Source organism: Paenibacillus sp. YSY-4.3 (assembly GCF_054767475.1).
Genome location: NZ_BAABMC010000014.1, coordinates 1 through 17,353 on the forward strand (window position 1 = coordinate 1; position 17,353 = coordinate 17,353).

Consider the following 17,353-nt stretch of genomic DNA (forward strand, 5'->3'; position numbering starts at 1 on the left):
CGTTTGGTGGCAATGGCGGAGGGGTTCCACACGTACCCATCTCGAACACGACCGTTAAGCCCTCCAGCGCCGATGGTACTTGGACCGCAGGGTCCTGGGAGAGTAGGACGTCGCCAAGCGAAGAACCACTGCCGATAATCCGGTGGTGGTTTTTATTATTTTGAGGACTAGCCTTGCGGGCTGAGATGGCAAATAACAAGCTACCTGTTGAGCAGAGCTCGTTAAGTTTTTGAGATAGGAGCTCCAGCGTATCTGATGAAGGTGGCACTACCAATAGCATATTACCTCTAAGTAGCTACATGTATTTCATACAGCTATTTCACTGGTTTTAGCCCTTTAGAAGGCAACTAACTGGAGAATATACATTTAGTTGGAGACTATTCTGGGAATGGGACCATTTTAAGGCTAACTAGCTGTAAGATTTGCATTTAGCAGGGGTTTTTCCGAAAATAGAGGCAAACTAGCTGTATATAATGCATTTAGCCTTCAAGTGTTATAAAAACACATGCCTGAACGGACGGGATTTATCAAAAGTATAATAAATCCTAAGTCATGTCCAAAAAAGATGAACTGAAAAATTACATAGCAAGCAGCTGAGAAACTGAATGAAAACAGGTATTCTCATAAAGGAAGTAAGAAAAACATGGCTTTTTTGCATTTAACTATTCGTTTTAATGTAACCTTTTTGTTACCGACATGGTACAGACTGGCGTTATAATGAGAATGGTAGTTTATCGCCTAGGAATTTTAGCCTATCTTTTGTAATTGTATTGTTCCATCATTGTTAATATTATCCAAGTAAGATAGTATGTTAGGTCAGGTAAGGAGGAAAAAACATGCGGCTAAGAGGAAGAGGATATTCCTTATGCTTCATGGGGTTAGTCTGGATGATGCTGCTCATCATTACAGGCTGTGCATCTTCCACACCTTCTTGGACGAAATTTGAAGGTTCGGTTGTTGAGAAGAGCTTTCCTGTTCCCAAGGAAGCCAGTATTACGGAAACGGCTCTTAATAACTCCAGAATGGATTATGTCCATTATTCGTTATCGGGCATCAATGAAGCCGACAGTGTGCCTGCGGAATACCAGCAAGCCATCAATGAATGGGGTTGGACGGAACAGAAAGATCAGAATTCAGGTACGACCCATGTATATAAGAAGGATAAGGTTATCGTTCAACTAACGATTCATGATAATTCGTTTACCGTGCTGGTGCCGAAGCAGGATAGGAAGACCGTAATACAAGGGCTGGAGGGCAGTCAGTAGCATTTCGTAGCTCCGGTAGGATTGAAGCATATGGATATAGGAATTGGCATGTCGGCCTGTTTCCTGCATTTCTGCAGGAAACAGGTTTTTTTATATCGGGGTTAAAGGAATGCTAATGGATGGGTTTCAACAAGGTATATATGTAAAGCCATTGGAATTTTTCTAGGGCATGTAGTAGGAAATGTCCTCTTCGTTAAATTTGATCATGCCTTCTTTGGGTTGATTTTTGAAGCCGAATAGAGGATAAAGCCGCGGAGCCATGCTCCATGCATGCCAGAAAAACAAAGAAAATACAAAAGATATCGGAGACCAAGGAATCAAGATGGCGATAATGACCAAACCGATCCACGAGGAATGAATTTGTACCCGTCGATATACCGAATAGGAGACATACTGATCTGGCATATAACCGATCCAGGGCAAACGTCGGGTGAAGCGCCAGCGTTTACGGTACGTGTTGTGTTGAATAACCAGTACGGATCGCGCTATCACATATTGAATCCAGAAGGCAATCGGGATTGCCAGCAGGAAAAAAAATATGCTCGTCCAAGTAAAAAGGACAATTTCTGCCGCAAGCCATATAAGAGGAAGCGTTAGCAGACTATAGATTAGGGCTTTGGGAATTACCAATTTCTTAAGAAGTCGGTAATGGTAAAACGTTGCATTCGTGCCGGATTCAGCGGGCATCGATACATTCAACCCTCCTTGGGGAAAAGTAAATAGATAAGCCTTTATTCAGGCATGCTCTTACTAATATATCGGCAGAAAAAAAGAATATTTTATGTTTGTGCCGTACAAACACCATTGCAGCAGGCATTGCATATACATATATAGTAAGTAATGTACTATGAAAGGGTTTAAAATAATAGAACATGTGTCATACTGATAGTAAAATAAATCAAGGTGGGATTGCGGATGGATGAACATGCGCATCATACATGCATAATATGCGGCGAGCATAAACTGGAAGGCATTCATATTGTGTCCGAATTCATATGCGATGCCTGTGAGGCAGAAATGGTTCACACAGACGTTCAGGAAGAGAAATATTATTTTTTTATTCATCGAATGAAGCAGATATGGGTGCAGAAGAATGCATAGTATTCATAATTAAGGACCTGCTGGAAGTGTATGGCGGGTCCTTTTGTATGTTGCCCTAAGCGTGAGAGTAGCGTTAAAATGAAGTGATACCCTATATCTAAGGAAACAGAAAGTATTATTATGAGTGCAGGTTTCACCCTGCCTTACAAGAGGGTAAGTAAAGTCAATTCGGAAGGACCAGATATATATGTCTGACAGTGTGAAGCAAGGAGCTCCTTTATACGATGCCCTGCTTCGATACAAAGAAGCGAAGCTTGCTTCTTTTCACGTGCCAGGCCATAAAAATGGCCAAGCCTACAAAATAGGCAGCAGCAATCCTGCTGCAGAGCTGGCCCAGGTTATGGGGATCGATGTGACGGAAATTACCGGTACGGACGATCTTCATCATCCAGAGGGGGTTATCAAGGAGGCACAGCAGAGGGCTGCCACCTTCTTCGGAGCGGAGGAGACGTATTTCCTTGTCGGCGGCAGTACGGCCGGCAACCTGGCGCTGATCCTGAGCGTGTGCACCGCTCCAGGCGACGTGCTGCTTGTGCAGCGCAACGTGCATCAATCCGTTATTCACGGATTGATGCTCGCGCAAGCACAAGCGGTGTTCCTTGCGCCGCAGCAGCACGGCGCAAGCGGGCTCGCCACCATCCCGTCGATAGAGACGGTGCGTGAGGCCCTGCGCTGGCATCCCGGAGCGAAGGGGCTGCTTGTCACGCACCCGAATTACTACGGGATGGGCGCATCGTTGGCAGAGCTGGCGGAGCTCTGCCACGCTCACGGCGTGCCGCTGCTCGTCGACGAGGCACACGGCGCCCATTATGGGCTGCACCCGGCTCTGCCGTTGTCCGCGCTAGCCCAAGGCGCCGATGGCGTCGTGCAGTCGACGCACAAGATGCTCGCCGCCCTCACAATGGGCGCGATGCTGCACGTGCAGGGCAGCCTGCTTGATCGCAGCCTGCTGCGTCAGCGGCTCGCGATGGTGCAGAGCTCCAGCCCTTCGTATCCGATCATGGCTTCGCTCGATCTGAGCCGTCATCTGCTGGAGCAGCAGGGCCATGCCGCATTCAGCGAGGGGCTGGCAGCGGCGGACTGGCTGCGCCAGGCGATCCGCTCCCAATTGCCCCGCTTTGGTATCGTACAGACGGGCGCCAGCGGAGAAGATGCTGCATATACTACACAAGATCCGTTTAAACTTGTACTTTACGATGCAGCTGGCTTCTGGAGCGGCTACGAGCTGCAGGCGAAGCTGGAAGAGGCAGGCTGCATACCGGAAATGAGCGATGAGCGGTATGTTGTTCTGGCGTTGAGTCTAGGGACGACAAGGGAGGACGCTGAACGTCTATACCATGCGCTGCAGAATATGGCGGGGGACAAAACTTCTGCCTTAGCCTCAGTTTCCACGTGGAACATTGAGAGCGGCCTTGGCCTAGCAGATGGTGTGTCCAATCCAGTGCCTTTCATGATGCAGCCGCGATCCCAGAAAGAGATCGAAGCCGTACTAGTGGAGGATAGTTTGGGCCGAGTCGCAGCGGAAATGATCATTCCTTATCCGCCGGGTATTCCTTTGCTTTATCCGGGAGAGGCCATTTCGGAGAAAGCGTTGCAGCGCTTAAAGGGGCTGCGTCAATCCGGAGCAAAATGCCAGGGAGCTGCGGATTCTCAGCTGAATACGATTTTGGTTTATAAGCATCTCGATAAAGAGCAAACAGAAGGCGGGAATACCAATGAAAAGTAAAGGATTGTTTATTACGCTGGAGGGCGGGGAAGGCTCAGGCAAGACGACGATGCTGCAGATGCTCAGTTCGATGCTCGAGGATCAAGGCATTCCATCCATGACAACTAGAGAACCAGGCGGAATCGTGATTGCGGAAAAGATTCGCGAGGTCATCCTAGCACCGGAGCATACGGAAATGGATGGGCGAACTGAAGCGCTGCTCTATGCGGCGGCCCGGAGGCAGCATTTGACGGAGAAGGTAGAGCCTGCACTCGAAGAGGGGATCATCGTGCTATGCGATCGTTTCATCGACAGCAGTCTGGCTTATCAAGGCTACGCCAGAGGCCTCGGCATTGATGAGGTACTGGCGATCAACAGCTTTGCGACAGGCGGCCGTTTTCCTGATCTGACATTCTACATGGATATCCAGCCGGAAGAGGGATTGTCGAGAATTGCTTCGGGTGAAGGACGCGAGGTCAACAGATTGGATATGGAAAGCCTGGAATTCCATCATAAAGTGAGGGAAGGCTACCGTATCGCCGCTCAAATGTATCCTCAGCGGATCATTACGATCGATGCCTCGAGAACGCTGCAAGAGGTCAGCGAGGAAATGAAGAGTTATCTTTTCGCAGCATTAAAGGAATTTGCAGTATGATTGTCAAATATAAATGTATTCGGTTTCGTAAGCCGGATGCGAACCAATCTTTCGATATTTTAAAATACGAGGAGGGGCTGCAATGAAACTGATCATTGCGATTATCCAAGACAAAGACAGCAATCGTCTATCCAGTGCGCTCGTGAAGGAAAATTATCGGGCGACGAAGCTAGCAAGTACCGGCGGATTTTTGCGGGCAGGGAATACGACGTTTATGATCGGGGTTGATGACAATCAGGTTGAATCCGTATTGAATGTCATCCGCAGTAGTTGCAAAGTCCGTGAACAGCTTGTCACGCCAGTGACACCGATGAGCGGAACAACCGATTCGTATTTGCCACTGCCGGTTGAGGTGCAGGTCGGTGGGGCCACTGTCTTCGTTCTGCCGGTAGACCGCTTCGAACATTTTTAGAGGTAGCTCAAAAAGTCACCTTTTGATCACGAAGTAACTCAAGATGTAATTCGACATCGAATCTTGCACTCACCCTTGAAGAGCATATGCTTTCGTAGTATGTTTCCGTTGAAACATTTCAGATGCTCATGTAGGTTTTGCCTACACTCCGCTCCTCCTGAAGGTTTTGCAAAGCAAAACTCGCTCCGGAAGCAAGGGCTTCGGGTTTATGCAACCTAAAGCGTTTTGAAAAAACGCACATCGGAAGGTTAAGCTTCGGTGCTGAAAAGTTGACTTTGTGAGCCTGAACATTTTTAGAGGTAGCTCAAAATATAGAAACCATAATTTTTGAAATAAATGAAGATAGGCTGTGAATGCAATGAAGATAGGTCCGGGGTTCAGGCCGCTGAACAATGGCATAGGGATCAATGACAATACTGCAAAGCCTGTACAATCCAAAACATTCTCCGATGTCATGCAGCACCAGGGCGAGCGCGCCTCCCAGGAGGAATTGAATCGCCGCTTTAAGGAGATCCAGCTTCAGGGTGACCGTCTGGCCCATTCCATGACTATTCGCGAGCTGAAGGCATACCGTCTTCTCGTCAAGAGATTTATGGAAGACACGGTACGGCGCGGCGTAGGTATGAAGGATTCCCGGGGCTGGGATCGCCGCGGGCGGGGCAAGCGCTACAAGCTGCTGGACGAAATCGATTCGGCTTTGCTCGAGATGGCTGACGAGCTCCTGGAGACGGAGCAAGGGAAAATTGAGCTGCTTCAGAAGATTGGTGAGATCCGAGGCATGCTGATTAATCTTTGTTTTTAAGATGTAAATCGACTTAATAAGGAATGAGAATCGCAAATGTCATTTGAGCAAATTTTGGGGCAGGATTCGGCTAAGACGCTGCTGCAAAGCGGTCTTCGCCGTAACCAGATATCGCATGCTTATATATTCAGCGGGCCCCCGGGAAGCGGACAGAAGGAGATGGCGATGGCATTCGTTCAAGCGCTGTTCTGTACGGAGGACGGGGATGATGCTTGCGGGGAATGCCTGGAATGCCGCAAAGTATTGCATGGCAACCATCCCGATCTCCATTATATCGCTCCCGAGGGCTCGACCATTAAGATTGACCAAATCCGCGATTTACAGCGGATTTTCTCATATCGATCGGAAGGCGGGAATCCCAAGGTTTACATTATCGACGAGTCGGAGAAAATGACCGTGCAGGCGGCGAACAGTTTGCTGAAGTTTCTAGAAGAGCCGCCGTCTCCGGCTGTGGCCATTCTTTTGTCGGATAACGGACGAGCCCTGCTTCCGACCATCCAATCGCGGGCGCAGTGGGTGCCATTTACGCCGCTTGATCCGGAGCAAATGCTCCAAATTTTATCAAACGAAGGATTTCCGCCCACTATAGTGAGGTGTGCCGTTCATTTGGCGGCAGGACTGGGTCCATGCCGCGAGCTTTTGCAGCAGAATTGGTTTGCAGAAATTAGAAACGTAGTGTTACAATTAGGGAAGGAATCCGCAGGACGTGGCGGGACTCCTTTAATTACAGCGCAGCAGGTTATTTTCAAGGCTGGCCTCAGCGATCATTTGGACATGTTGTTTAATCTTTTCCATTTGTGGTTTAAGGACATGCTCCATGCGCTCTATCATAGACATGATCGAATCGTTTTCATAGATGAGCTGGATTTCATCAATCGGCATGCTTCTAGCCGCAGTCAGGAGCATTGGATTCAGGCAATGGCGCTGGCGGCAGAGAGCCGAAAGAAGCTGAGGCAGAACATGAATGGCCAGCTTTGCGTAGAGCAGTTTTTGATTGGCGTTGAAGGATAATTGTAGAGAGATAAAGACCTGACATGATGACGCCAGAACTTGCAGTAAACTTTCTCCCATGCAATACAAGGGATTTATTTGAAAGGTCACATATTTATTAGTGCCAGTGCTAGACGAGGGGGTAAGTTTTTGTACACTGTAGTAGGTGTCCGTTTCAAGAAAGCGGGCAAAATATATTATTTCGATCCTCTGGAGCTTCCGGTCGAGAAGGATCAGAGCGTCATCGTCGAGACGGCGCGCGGGATCGAATACGGTAAGGTTGTCGTCGGGAAGAAGCAGGTTGGAGAATCGGATGTCGTCCTTCCGCTAAAGAAGGTCATCCGGATTGCCGACGATGCTGATGCCCGTGTTGTGGAAGAGAACAAGCTTGCGGCAAAGAATGCTTTTGCCACTTGTTTAAATAAAATCAAAGATCATGATCTCAAAATGAAGCTGGTTGATGTTGAGTTTACATTCGACCGCAACAAAATCATTTTTTATTTCACCGCTGAAGGCCGGGTCGATTTCCGTGAGCTTGTTAAGGATTTGGCCAGCATCTTCCGCACGCGAATCGAGCTTCGCCAAATCGGAGTTCGGGACGAGGCCAAGATGCTCGGCGGGATCGGTCCTTGCGGACGCATACTTTGCTGTTCGTCTTGGCTGGGTGACTTCGAACCCGTATCGATCAAGATGGCAAAGGATCAGAGCTTATCGCTGAACCCGACGAAAATTTCCGGGCTTTGCGGAAGACTGATGTGCTGTTTGAAATTTGAGCATGATAATTATGAGAGCGTGAAGGAAGAGCTGCCATCGGTAGGCAAGATGGTTGTAACATCGCTCGGTGAAGGGAAAGTAGTGGGACTGAATGCAGGTTCGCGTTCGGTTCATGTGCAATTATTCGAAATAGGTAAGGTCAAGGAACTTCCTTTAGACGATGTTGTCGTTAAGTAATGAGTTTTCAAGATAGAACTTTAGAGATGACTCTGGGGTGGGAACTTGGAGAATAAAGATATTTTTACGAATATGCAGGCGCTGGATACACAAATGGGAACCGTCCACGGCGAATTGAGCAAGCTGATGCTAGAGGTGAAGAAGCTGGTGGAAGAGAATCAGCAGCTTCGACTGGAGAATGAGCAATTACGCAAAATTTTAAAGCGGGAGTCCACTGAAGGTCGTCTTCCGTCTTCTTCAGATCAAGCCGATTCCGTATTGCCGGAAGGCAAGGAACCGTCAGAAGCGATCGATATCGTCGGGGAAGGTCATGATAACCTCGCACGTCTGTATCACGAGGGATTCCACATTTGTAACGTGTATTATGGACATTTACGAACGGAAGGCGATTGCCTGTTCTGTTTGTCTTTTCTGAATAAATAAGTAAAGCCGTAGGAGCTTCCTACGGTTTTTTTTCAACCAACTGTACAAAGAAAGGCGAGTATTCGATGACGAAAGGCCAATTGCCGACTGAAGTACCTTTATATGAAAAAGAAAGATTGGATGATCTGCTGACGCATCATTTACGGATTATTCAAAGCGATGAAGTGTTCAGCTTCTCCATGGATGCCGTGCTGCTGGCACGTTTTGCGGCTGTACCGAAGCGGGGTAAAATCATTGATCTGTGCACAGGCAACGGTGTCATTCCGCTGCTGTTGTCCACGCGCACGGAGGCGCAAATCGAGGGTATTGAAATACAGCCCCGGCTTGCGGATATGGCGCGCCGCAGTACGCAGCTGAATGCTCTGCAGGATCGGATCACGATCCGCGAGGGAGACCTGCGGGAGCTTGTGCAGGAGACGGGGCACGGCGTATATGATGCGCTGACGGTAAATCCGCCTTACATGCCGCTAACTGGCGGGGATTTGAAGCTGAATCAGCACCAGGCGATTGCACGGCATGAAATTCACTGTACGCTGGAGGAAGTCATCAGTTCCTCGATGAGACTGCTGCGGACAGGAGGCAAAATGTCAATGGTGCACAAGCCTCAACGGCTTGGTGAAATCATAACTCTTTTGCGGCAATATCGGCTCGAACCGAAGATCATTCGGTTTGTACATCCACGGGCAGGCATGGAAGCGAACATGGTGCTTATTGAAGCGCTGCGGGACGGCAAGCCGGATGTAAGGGTGCTGCCGCCGTTGATCGTATACGAAGAGAATGGGGAATACTGCAAAGAAATATACGAAATATATTACGGATCAAAAGAGGGAAAATGATGAGTGTAAAGGTGCAGAGAAGTTTCGCCGAGCAGCAACAGGGTCAAGATTACGGGACGCTCTACTTGGTCGCTACGCCGATCGGCAATCTGGAGGATATGACTTATCGGGCAGTGCGTATACTGCGGGAAGCGGATATCATTGCTGCGGAGGATACTAGACAGACGAGAAAGCTATTGTCCCATTTCGAAATTACGCCGGGCAAGTTGCTGAGTTATCATGACCATAATCGGTTAGCCAGTGGCCCAGAACTGGTCCGCCTTATAATAGAAGGAAAAAATTTAGCTCTTGTCAGCGATGCCGGTCTGCCAGCCATTTCTGATCCCGGAAGTGACCTGGTGAAGCTGGCGATCGAGGCGGGAATATCTGTTGTACCCGTACCGGGGGCAAATGCAGCATTATCGGCGTTAATCGTCTCAGGCCTGCCTACGGACAGTTTCAAATTTATCGGTTTTCTTCCTAGGGAACAGCGGGAGCGGGATGAGATGCTTCACTTGCAGCAGGAGGAACAGAGTACGCTATTGCTGTACGAATCCCCGCATCGTTTGGTCAAGAGCCTGGAATCCATGCTTGCTGTTCTAGGGAACCGGAGAATAGTTCTGGCTCGCGAGCTGACGAAACGATTTGAGGAAATGGCCCGGGGAACGATTCGAGAATGCCTGGAATGGCTGGGGGAGCATCCGCCAATGGGGGAATATTGCATTGTGGTGGAAGGAGCCGATCCAGAGGAGCTCGAAGAGAAGCGAAATGCCTGGTGGAAGCCGCTGTCTATTCATGATCATGTGGCGCACTACGAAGAGGAAGGATTGTCCCGGAAGGAGGCGATGAAGAAGACTGCTCATGATCGGGGGGTATCCAAGAGGGATATTTATCAATCGCTAATATAGTGATAAGGTCTATTCTGGACGTGCTATGTGCCTCTGTTTAACGTAAGAAATAGGACGCACAAAAAAAGGGTGCCTTCATTCGGCCGGGTTCAAGCCGAAGAAGGCACCAAGGAGATATGAAAAAGGTTAGAATTAACAGATTCAGTAAGTCTATTATATACTATAATTCTTAATTTGTCACAGGTGTTGGAATTTCTGTGAGGCATTCATGGCAAACAATTTTGCCTTTGAAGTAAGTTACGTTTTCAGCGTTGCCGCAGAAGATGCAAGCAGGCTCGTATTTCTTCAACATGATACGCTCGCCGTCTACATAAATTTCAAGCGCATCTTTCTCTCCGATTCCGAGCGTACGGCGCAATTCGATAGGAATAACTACACGACCTAGTTCATCTACTTTTCTAACAATACCTGTTGATTTCATCATGACTGATGATACCCCTCTCGCGAAAAATTTTATCAATTTTTTAAAAGCGTCATAATTCGACAAACTTCTATCTTTTATGATATTTATAATACCAACGTTTCCCAAAACAGTCAACCTATTTATGGTAGAGTTCAGTTAAATTACTAAATTAAAGACATATATACACATAAGTCACTAAAAAAATGCTTTTATACCGGGCTTTTTAAGCATTCGACATATTTCCGACATTTAATGTGACATTGTTAGACAAAATTCGACAAAACCTGTCGAGTCTCTCGACATAACCAGAGACGTTAAATTCTTTTAGTTTCAAAATAAATTGAAAACAAGGAGAATTGGCCATGCATAACCTTCGCGAAGAAAAGGTATTCAAAGATCCTGTTCATAATTATATTCATGTTCAGGATGAATTGATCTGGTTACTTATTAATACGAAGGAATTTCAGCGGCTTCGCCGGATTCGTCAGCTTGGCACTTCTTATTTGACTTTCCATGGGGCAGAGCACAGCAGATTCTCTCATTCTTTAGGAGTATATGAGATCACGCGGCGAATCATTTCCCAGTTTGAACGAAATAATTACCCGGATTGGCCGAAGGATGAACGACTTGTCGCGCTCTGTGCGGCGCTGCTTCATGATTTGGGGCATGGCCCCTTTTCTCATTCTATCGAACAAGCCTTCGACATGAATCATGAAGATTGGACCTGCCGCATTTTGCTTGGCGATACGGAGGTGGGGCATGTCCTGAAGCGAATGGGTGATGACTTCCCGGACAAAGTGGCCTCGGTCATCCGGAAGGACTATTCTAATGAAATCGTCGTCAACCTGGTAACGAGTCCGCTAGATGCAGACCGAATGGACTATTTACTGAGGGACGCTTATTTCACTGGCGTCAATTACGGTACAATCGATATGGACCGGATATTGCGGATGCTGCGGCCGTACCAGGGACGTATCGTTGTGAAGGAGACCGGCATGCATGCGGTAGAGGATTATTTAATGTCCCGTTACCAAATGTATTGGCAAATTTATTTCCATCCAGTGACGCGGAGCTCGGAAATTATTTTGCGGCAAATTTTTCGCCGGGCTAAGGAATTATATGCTGAGGGGTATACATTTTCCTTCCTCCCGCATCCATTACCGAGCTTGTTCGACTCCGATCTGACAGTGCAGCAATATTTGCTATTAGATGAAGCATTAATTCAAACCACTTTTATGCAGTGGAAAAATGAAGAAGATCCCCTGCTTGTCGATCTTTGCACTCGTTTTATGGATCGCAAGTTGTACAAATATGTTGAACTAGAATCGCTCGATTTGGAGAAAATAACGGAAATCGGCGAAGAACTCCGAAAATTGGGCTTAAATCCGGACTATGATCTAGTCATTGATTTTCCGACGGACTTGCCGTATGATGTGTCTCGTCCTGACGAAGAGCTTCGCGGGAAGCAAATTTTGCTGCTGGACAAGCAGGAACGCTTGGTGGAAATATCAGAAGTATCCGATATTGTCCGATCAATTAGCGGCATGCAGCGAGGGAAATTTTATTTGTACTTTCCGGACAATAAATTGCAGGCGGTATGGCCTTATTTGTCTGCGGATTTGACTCGTTTTTTTGGCCGGGAGACTTAACTACAGGAGGGATATCGCCATGTTAGTGGATACGCATACGCATTTGGATGCGGAGCAGTTTGATGAGGATCGTGAGGAAACGATTTCTCGCGCGGTGGAGCAAGGGGTTACGCGCATGATCAACATCGGTTTTAACCGCGAAACGATTCCTACGACAATGAAGCTGGCCGAGAGCTATGAATTCATATATGCCGCCGTTGGATGGCACCCTCAGGATGCCATCACCATGAAGGAAGAGGATTTGGATTGGATTGCTGAATTATGTCGCCACGAGAAAGTGGTTGCCATTGGAGAAATTGGTCTCGATTATTATTGGGATACCTCGCCTAAAGATGTTCAGCATGCCGTATTCCGTAAGCAAATCGGGCTGGCCCGCGAACTTGGGATGCCGATCGTCATTCATAACCGGGATGCTCATGAGGATACAGTTCGAATTTTGCAGGAAGAGAAGGCTCATGAAGTCGGCGGAGTGATGCACTCGTTCTCAGGGAGCTGGGAAACGGCCAAATTATGTCTGAATATGGGATTTCATTTATCCTTCGGAGGCCCGATCACCTTCAAAAATGCCAAACAGCCTAAAGAGGTGTTGAAGCAAACGCCGCTCGACCGATTGCTGCTTGAAACAGATTCCCCTTATTTAACTCCACATCCTTATCGTGGAAAAAGAAATGAGTCTGCATATGTCCATTTGGTAGCGGAGGCAGCTGCTGAATTAAAAGGGTTGTCCTTCCAAGAAATTGCAGAAATCACAACCCGTAATGCACTGGAACGATTTTCCATTCGGTGAAATCGGGAGTAAAAGTGGTGAAAAGAAGAGATTTCAGGAAAGATTAATGCATTTTAATTTAAAACATCGAGTTTATTACATTTTTTTAACCATTTTCTTAAGAAAACGTTCTTGATTCGTCCTTTACAACATGCATTGAAACAGGATAGAATCTTTTCAGTGATCGATTTGGCCGAGTTTGGCGCATTGCCTATGGCCATCGAATCATGTTCCATGAACCAGTCTCGCTGAGTCTCCGAAAAGGAGAACGGGGGAACCGGATACGGCTTGATGAAATGTTTTAATTCAGTCAGCGTTGCCGTATTTGATTTCTTTGCAGGATCTTTGGGGTGAATTCGAGGTCATTGCGCCATGAGCGAATGAACCAAGAAAGGGCGACTCTCTTCGTCCGAACCCGACAGCTAACCTCGTAAGCGTGTCAAGAGAGGCAACTTCGTGCATCCTATTACATCAAGACCTTCAGGAAGCCACGAAAGAGTTGCTCTAACTCTTTCTTTCGGCTTCTTTTGTTTTGAATAATTGTAATAGGGTCATCATACTGTTTTAAAACAGGAGGTGACAAATGCCGACCAGACTGGGGCAGGATGCGGGATGCTGTAGTTCTAGCATTTCGTAAAAAACGAAATAGTCACGTCAACATCTCATCATGCATTGACCTAGGGCGGGACTATGAAGGAGGACGGAAAGTGGGCATTTTCAAGAAAGAAGAGACCCATGAATCACGCTCATCCAGTATGTCTTACGCATTGCGATGGAAGCATGAGAATCTACGTCAGATATCGGTAGTCACGTTGTTGACTGTTGCAGCAATCATCGTCATTTTGATTTGGCTGAACGGCAGCAGCAAAAACATTTATTTGGTGGTCGACGGGAAGGTACAGGAGATCGAGACCCGCAAATCTTTAGTGAATCAAGTACTGGATGAACACTCCATCGTGCTGAGCCAAGGCGATAGCATATCGCGGCCGCTCGAGAGCTCCCTCAAGAAGGGAGACCGGATCGTTATCGTAAGGGCGGTTCCGGTGCAGGTAAACGTGGATGGCAAGACGAAGTCGCTTTTAACTACCCAATCCAGCGTACAGGGCATTATCAACGAGCTTGGCATTACCGTAAACCCGGATGATAAGATAACTCCGGATTTAAGCAGCAAAGTCACTTCCGATCTCCAGATCAAGGTGGTGCGCGTATCCAAGCAAACGGTACAGACCAAAGAGACCGTACCATTTGCCATCGTCAAAACCTCGGATCCTAACTTGGAGAAGGGGCAGACGAAGGTGCTGCAGCAGGGCAGCGAAGGAGTAGTTGTACATCACGTCGAGAAAGTGTATGAAGACGGAAATTTCGTAACCAAGCGTTGGCTGAGCAAAGAGGTCCAGACGAAGGCTCAGGATAAAGTGATCGCTGTAGGTACGAAGCCCAAGCCAGAGGCTGTGCTCGCCGCTAATATTACCCGCACTGCGGATCAAGTGGATATCAGTGGAACGGCAACCAAAGGCGGCGTCTCATTTAAATATAAAAAAGTGCTCAAAGATGTCACACTAACCGCTTATTCCGCCGAAGAGGACGGCATCGGCACGAAGACGGCCTCCGGGACACGCGTAACGGAAGGCAGAACGATCGCCGTAGACAAGAGCGTCGTTCCTATGGGCTGGTGGGTATATATCGAAGGCATCGGGTTCCGCAAAGCCGAAGATACGGGTGGCGCCATTAAAGGCAATAAAATGGACGTTTATTTCGATAGCCTGCAATCGGCGAAGAACTTCGGACGCAAGAAGGGGCGCACGGTTTATGTTATCGGTCCGAACAAACCAGAATTGAACTAATTCCTGTTTTACTTTGTAAAAGGAATAAGATACTATAGATAAATGAAAAAGGTATGGAGAGAAGAGGAGAAGTCCTCTTCTTTTTGCGTATAAGGAAGAGGGTATTTGTCCAATGATCAAAGAGGTCATTGTCGTGGAAGGGCGGGACGATACCGTCGCCGTCAAAAGAGCCGTACAGGCCGATACGATTGAAACTGGAGGCTCAGCCATCAACGAGACCGTGCTGCGCAAGATAGAGCTGGCGCAGGAGCGGCGGGGAATCATTATTTTGACTGACCCCGACCATGCCGGCGAGCGCATCCGCAAAATCGTCGCAGGCCGGGTCCCCGGCTGCAAGCATGCCTTCCTGCGGGAGGCGGATGCTACACGGCGTGGTGATATCGGCGTGGAGAACGCATCTCCCGAAGCCATTAGGGAAGCGCTGGCGCGCGTACGTACCGAGACTGAATCAGCAGAAGCCGATGATACGCTCATCGATTGGGAAGACTTAATAGACGCCGGCTTGATCGTTCACCCCTCAGCCGCTGCCAGAAGGCGCGTGATCGGTGAATTGCTTGGCATCGGTTATTGCAACGGCAAGCAGCTCTACAAACGGCTGACCGTATTTCGGATTAGCCGGGAGGAGTTTCTGGCTGCACTGGCTCAACTGGAGGAAAAAGGGGTTTAGAGTGCCATGAGTAGAGAAGATATATCAACGCCGCGCCGCACGAAGGAAATTATTCAGCGGCATGGATTCTCATTTAAGAAAAGCCTCGGTCAGAATTTCCTGATCGATCAGAATATATTAGCCAAGATTATCGAAGCGGCAGGGCTGGACAAGACTAAGGGGGCCTTGGAGATCGGTCCCGGCATCGGCGCACTGACGGAGAAGCTGGCTCAGCAGGCCAGGAAGGTAACCGCCGTGGAAATCGATCAGCGGCTGCTCCCCATTCTGGAGGAGGTGCTGGAGCCGTATCCGCATGTCCAAGTCGTGCATGGAGACGTGCTCAAGCTTCATTTGCGAGAGTTGTTTGAACAGCAGTTCAAAGATGTATCCGGCGTCAGCGTCGTGGCCAATTTGCCGTACTACGTTACTACGCCGATCCTGATGAAGCTGCTGGAGGAAGGGCTGCCGCTCGAGCATATCGTCGTAATGATCCAGAAGGAGGTTGCCGAGCGCATGGCTGCTTCCCCTGGGGGCAAGGCGTACGGGAGCCTCAGCATTGCCGTGCAGTATTACAGCGAGCCGGAGCTCGTCTGCATCGTGCCGCATACGGTGTTCATTCCCCAGCCTAATGTGGAGTCGGCAGTGATTCGTTTGAAAGTCCGCAAGGAGCCGCCAGTGTCGGTTGAGGACGAGACCTTCTTCTTTGATGTTGTGCATGCCTCTTTTGCCCAGAGAAGGAAGACGATCGCCAACAATCTGAAGAGCCGCTTCTTCCCGAAGGAAGGCCGTGAACGGTTGGAGCAGCTTCTTGCCAAAGCAGGCATAGAACCGAGCCGCCGGGCGGAGACACTGTCTCTGCAGGAGTATGCTGTACTTAGCAACGTGCTGTTTGCGGCAGGCTTGAAGCAATAATAAATGCTGTAACCAATCCCCGCTTTCGCCCATACCTTAGGGTAGAGGTGATTTATTTGACGAATTTGGGAGACTTGGTAGTCCGGAAATCGTACGGCGGGGACGTGACCTTCCGGGTGGAAAGCATACAGCGAAATGAAGCGATGATTAAGGGGACGGAATTTCGGCTGCTGGCTGACGCACCTTTGGATGATCTCGTAAAGGTTGACCCTGCCTCTCCAAGCGAAAAGGCGAGAAGAGCGCGTATTAAGGCCACAGAGTCGCTAAAGAGGCTGCACCGTGACCGTCAGGAGCAAACCGAGCGCAATCAGGCCAGTTTGGGTAATCAGTTGTGGTACGCGCAAAACGAGCCGTCCTATTTCGAAGTCCCAGGCAAGGTCCTGCATCTGGACGGAGACGAGAGATATTTGAAGAAGAGCCTGGAGCTGTATGAGAAGCTTCGTGTTCCTGTTCATGGCTATTATGTGGCGGAGTCGCAAATGGCGAGCGTCTTATACCGTCTGCTCCCGAGCATTCGCCCGGATATCGTCGTCATTACGGGGCATGATGGCGTACTTAAGAACCGGCCGCATGCGGACCTTTACAATTTGACGAGTTACAAGAACTCTAGCCATTTTGTAGAAGCGGTTCAGACAGCAAGGCAGTATGAGCGGAATTTTGATGCTTTAACGGTCGTCGCTGGGGCGTGCCAGTCCCATTTTGAGGCCTTGCTGCAGGCTGGAGCCAACTTTGCTAGTTCGCCTTCCCGCGTACTTATTCACGCGCTTGACCCGGTCTACATTGCCGCAAAGGTATCCTTTACATCGATCCGTGACACCATCAGCATGATGGATGTTTTAAACAATACGATCAGCGGGACGCAGGGCGTCGGCGGAATCGAGACGCGAGGCAGCTACCGAATCGGTTTGCCCAAGCTCAAAGATTTAACTACCTTGAAGGTAGTTCCATCTATGTAGGGTTATATTTCCATATTTTTTGATTTGCAATAGCACCGTAAGGTGCTTTTCTTGTTTTCCGGGGAAGGATGATAACCGGCTGAAAAACGCCAAATTATGCGGATTTTCCGGGATTTAAACCAAAAAAAGTTTTCCTTAGAAAGATGTCGA

At 48.4% G+C, this 17,353-nt stretch carries 19 protein-coding genes, 1 rRNA gene and 1 riboswitch; of the genes, 18 read left to right on the forward strand and 2 right to left on the reverse strand.

The genetic code is table 11. The features are described 5' to 3' along the window. Positions 1–2 precede the first annotated feature (2 nt). Both rrf and ACYUJT_RS24220 read left to right on the forward strand, forming a co-directional pair. Positions 3–119 (forward strand): 5S ribosomal RNA (gene rrf / locus ACYUJT_RS24215). Positions 120–836: 717 nt separating this feature from the next. Continuing rightward, positions 837–1,265, forward strand: coding sequence for a hypothetical protein (locus tag ACYUJT_RS24220; RefSeq protein ID WP_460327251.1), 429 nt, complete (start codon positions 837–839; stop codon positions 1,263–1,265). A gap of 162 nt (positions 1,266–1,427) precedes the next feature. On the opposite strand, the gene ACYUJT_RS24225 is transcribed toward ACYUJT_RS24220, so the two are convergent. After that, the gene (locus ACYUJT_RS24225; protein WP_460327254.1) at positions 1,428–1,952 is read right to left on the reverse strand and encodes a hypothetical protein; all 525 of its coding nucleotides are present in this window, start codon (positions 1,950–1,952) and stop codon (positions 1,428–1,430) included. Positions 1,953–2,180: 228 nt separating this feature from the next. On the opposite strand from ACYUJT_RS24225, the gene ACYUJT_RS24230 reads away from it, so the two are divergent. The 10 genes from ACYUJT_RS24230 to rsmI all read left to right on the forward strand — a co-directional run bounded on the left by ACYUJT_RS24230 (position 2,181) and on the right by rsmI (position 10,027). Continuing rightward, positions 2,181–2,366: a sigma factor G inhibitor Gin gene (locus tag ACYUJT_RS24230; protein ID WP_460327256.1), complete on the forward strand. Its 186-nt coding sequence runs from the start codon at positions 2,181–2,183 to the stop codon at positions 2,364–2,366. Positions 2,367–2,553: 187 nt separating this feature from the next. Beyond that, positions 2,554–4,092, forward strand: coding sequence for an aminotransferase class I/II-fold pyridoxal phosphate-dependent enzyme (locus tag ACYUJT_RS24235; RefSeq protein ID WP_460327259.1), 1,539 nt, complete (start codon positions 2,554–2,556; stop codon positions 4,090–4,092). Further along, the gene (tmk, locus tag ACYUJT_RS24240; RefSeq protein WP_460327261.1) at positions 4,082–4,726 is read left to right on the forward strand and encodes a dTMP kinase; all 645 of its coding nucleotides are present in this window, start codon (positions 4,082–4,084) and stop codon (positions 4,724–4,726) included. The genes ACYUJT_RS24235 and tmk overlap by 11 nt, the downstream gene beginning before the upstream one ends. A gap of 82 nt (positions 4,727–4,808) precedes the next feature. Beyond that, complete coding sequence (locus ACYUJT_RS24245) at positions 4,809–5,138, forward strand: cyclic-di-AMP receptor (RefSeq protein ID WP_019640047.1); 330 nt, start codon at positions 4,809–4,811, stop codon at positions 5,136–5,138. 358 nt (positions 5,139–5,496) lie between these two features. Beyond that, positions 5,497–5,940, forward strand: a complete 444-nt coding sequence (locus ACYUJT_RS24250) for a YaaR family protein (protein WP_460327263.1) — start codon at positions 5,497–5,499, stop codon at positions 5,938–5,940. Between the two features lie 36 nt (positions 5,941–5,976). Beyond that, positions 5,977–6,951 carry a DNA polymerase III subunit delta' gene (gene holB / locus ACYUJT_RS24255; RefSeq protein ID WP_460327265.1) on the forward strand — a complete coding sequence of 325 codons (975 nt, stop codon included), beginning with the start codon at positions 5,977–5,979 and terminating at the stop codon, positions 6,949–6,951. A gap of 129 nt (positions 6,952–7,080) precedes the next feature. Continuing rightward, on the forward strand, positions 7,081–7,881 hold the full coding sequence (locus ACYUJT_RS24260) for a PSP1 domain-containing protein (protein ID WP_460327267.1): 801 nt from the start codon (positions 7,081–7,083) through the stop codon (positions 7,879–7,881). Between the two features lie 45 nt (positions 7,882–7,926). Beyond that, positions 7,927–8,304, forward strand: coding sequence for an initiation-control protein YabA (locus ACYUJT_RS24265; protein WP_460327269.1), 378 nt, complete (start codon positions 7,927–7,929; stop codon positions 8,302–8,304). A gap of 65 nt (positions 8,305–8,369) precedes the next feature. After that, positions 8,370–9,140, forward strand: coding sequence for a tRNA1(Val) (adenine(37)-N6)-methyltransferase (locus tag ACYUJT_RS24270; protein ID WP_460327271.1), 771 nt, complete (start codon positions 8,370–8,372; stop codon positions 9,138–9,140). Next, positions 9,140–10,027: a 16S rRNA (cytidine(1402)-2'-O)-methyltransferase gene (gene rsmI / locus ACYUJT_RS24275; protein WP_460327273.1), complete on the forward strand. Its 888-nt coding sequence runs from the start codon at positions 9,140–9,142 to the stop codon at positions 10,025–10,027. The genes ACYUJT_RS24270 and rsmI overlap by 1 nt, the downstream gene beginning before the upstream one ends. A 169-nt stretch (positions 10,028–10,196) precedes the next feature. Here the strand turns inward: rsmI and ACYUJT_RS24280 are convergent, their stop codons facing one another. Then, positions 10,197–10,451 carry an AbrB/MazE/SpoVT family DNA-binding domain-containing protein gene (locus ACYUJT_RS24280; RefSeq protein ID WP_019640040.1) on the reverse strand — a complete coding sequence of 85 codons (255 nt, stop codon included), beginning with the start codon at positions 10,449–10,451 and terminating at the stop codon, positions 10,197–10,199. Between the two features lie 341 nt (positions 10,452–10,792). On the opposite strand from ACYUJT_RS24280, the gene ACYUJT_RS24285 reads away from it, so the two are divergent. The 6 genes from ACYUJT_RS24285 (at position 10,793) to yabG (ending at position 17,203) form a co-directional block, all read left to right on the forward strand. Next, entirely contained in the window at positions 10,793–12,079 is a 1,287-nt protein-coding gene (locus ACYUJT_RS24285) for an HD domain-containing protein (RefSeq protein ID WP_460327276.1), read from the forward strand. Positions 12,080–12,098: 19 nt separating this feature from the next. After that, positions 12,099–12,866, forward strand: coding sequence for a TatD family hydrolase (locus ACYUJT_RS24290; protein ID WP_460327278.1), 768 nt, complete (start codon positions 12,099–12,101; stop codon positions 12,864–12,866). A 215-nt stretch (positions 12,867–13,081) separates the two neighbouring features. After that, a riboswitch (cyclic di-AMP (ydaO/yuaA leader) is annotated at positions 13,082–13,298 on the forward strand. Positions 13,299–13,552: 254 nt separating this feature from the next. After that, positions 13,553–14,689 carry a ubiquitin-like domain-containing protein gene (locus ACYUJT_RS24295; RefSeq protein ID WP_460327282.1) on the forward strand — a complete coding sequence of 379 codons (1,137 nt, stop codon included), beginning with the start codon at positions 13,553–13,555 and terminating at the stop codon, positions 14,687–14,689. A gap of 112 nt (positions 14,690–14,801) precedes the next feature. Beyond that, positions 14,802–15,356, forward strand: coding sequence for a ribonuclease M5 (rnmV, locus tag ACYUJT_RS24300; protein WP_460327284.1), 555 nt, complete (start codon positions 14,802–14,804; stop codon positions 15,354–15,356). A 6-nt stretch (positions 15,357–15,362) separates the two neighbouring features. After that, positions 15,363–16,247 carry a 16S rRNA (adenine(1518)-N(6)/adenine(1519)-N(6))-dimethyltransferase RsmA gene (gene rsmA, locus ACYUJT_RS24305; RefSeq protein ID WP_460327286.1) on the forward strand — a complete coding sequence of 295 codons (885 nt, stop codon included), beginning with the start codon at positions 15,363–15,365 and terminating at the stop codon, positions 16,245–16,247. A gap of 50 nt (positions 16,248–16,297) precedes the next feature. Further along, positions 16,298–17,203: a sporulation peptidase YabG gene (gene yabG / locus ACYUJT_RS24310; protein ID WP_460327370.1), complete on the forward strand. Its 906-nt coding sequence runs from the start codon at positions 16,298–16,300 to the stop codon at positions 17,201–17,203. Positions 17,204–17,353 lie beyond the last annotated feature (150 nt).

What these genes read in the sequence shown, in the direction of transcription:
- ACYUJT_RS24220 (WP_460327251.1), top strand. Translation starts at nt 837, where the DNA reads ATGCGGCTAAGAGGAAGAGGATATTCCTTATGCTTCATGGGGTTAGTC.
- ACYUJT_RS24225 (WP_460327254.1), bottom strand. Translation starts at nt 1,952, where the DNA reads ATGCCCGCTGAATCCGGCACGAATGCAACGTTTTACCATTACCGACTT.
- ACYUJT_RS24230 (WP_460327256.1), top strand. Translation starts at nt 2,181, where the DNA reads ATGGATGAACATGCGCATCATACATGCATAATATGCGGCGAGCATAAA.
- ACYUJT_RS24235 (WP_460327259.1), top strand. Translation starts at nt 2,554, where the DNA reads ATGTCTGACAGTGTGAAGCAAGGAGCTCCTTTATACGATGCCCTGCTT.
- tmk (WP_460327261.1), top strand. Translation starts at nt 4,082, where the DNA reads ATGAAAAGTAAAGGATTGTTTATTACGCTGGAGGGCGGGGAAGGCTCA.
- ACYUJT_RS24245 (WP_019640047.1), top strand. Translation starts at nt 4,809, where the DNA reads ATGAAACTGATCATTGCGATTATCCAAGACAAAGACAGCAATCGTCTA.
- ACYUJT_RS24250 (WP_460327263.1), top strand. Translation starts at nt 5,497, where the DNA reads ATGAAGATAGGTCCGGGGTTCAGGCCGCTGAACAATGGCATAGGGATC.
- holB (WP_460327265.1), top strand. Translation starts at nt 5,977, where the DNA reads ATGTCATTTGAGCAAATTTTGGGGCAGGATTCGGCTAAGACGCTGCTG.
- ACYUJT_RS24270 (WP_460327271.1), top strand. Translation starts at nt 8,370, where the DNA reads ATGACGAAAGGCCAATTGCCGACTGAAGTACCTTTATATGAAAAAGAA.
- rsmI (WP_460327273.1), top strand. Translation starts at nt 9,140, where the DNA reads ATGAGTGTAAAGGTGCAGAGAAGTTTCGCCGAGCAGCAACAGGGTCAA.
- ACYUJT_RS24280 (WP_019640040.1), bottom strand. Translation starts at nt 10,451, where the DNA reads ATGATGAAATCAACAGGTATTGTTAGAAAAGTAGATGAACTAGGTCGT.
- ACYUJT_RS24285 (WP_460327276.1), top strand. Translation starts at nt 10,793, where the DNA reads ATGCATAACCTTCGCGAAGAAAAGGTATTCAAAGATCCTGTTCATAAT.
- ACYUJT_RS24290 (WP_460327278.1), top strand. Translation starts at nt 12,099, where the DNA reads ATGTTAGTGGATACGCATACGCATTTGGATGCGGAGCAGTTTGATGAG.
- rnmV (WP_460327284.1), top strand. Translation starts at nt 14,802, where the DNA reads ATGATCAAAGAGGTCATTGTCGTGGAAGGGCGGGACGATACCGTCGCC.
- rsmA (WP_460327286.1), top strand. Translation starts at nt 15,363, where the DNA reads ATGAGTAGAGAAGATATATCAACGCCGCGCCGCACGAAGGAAATTATT.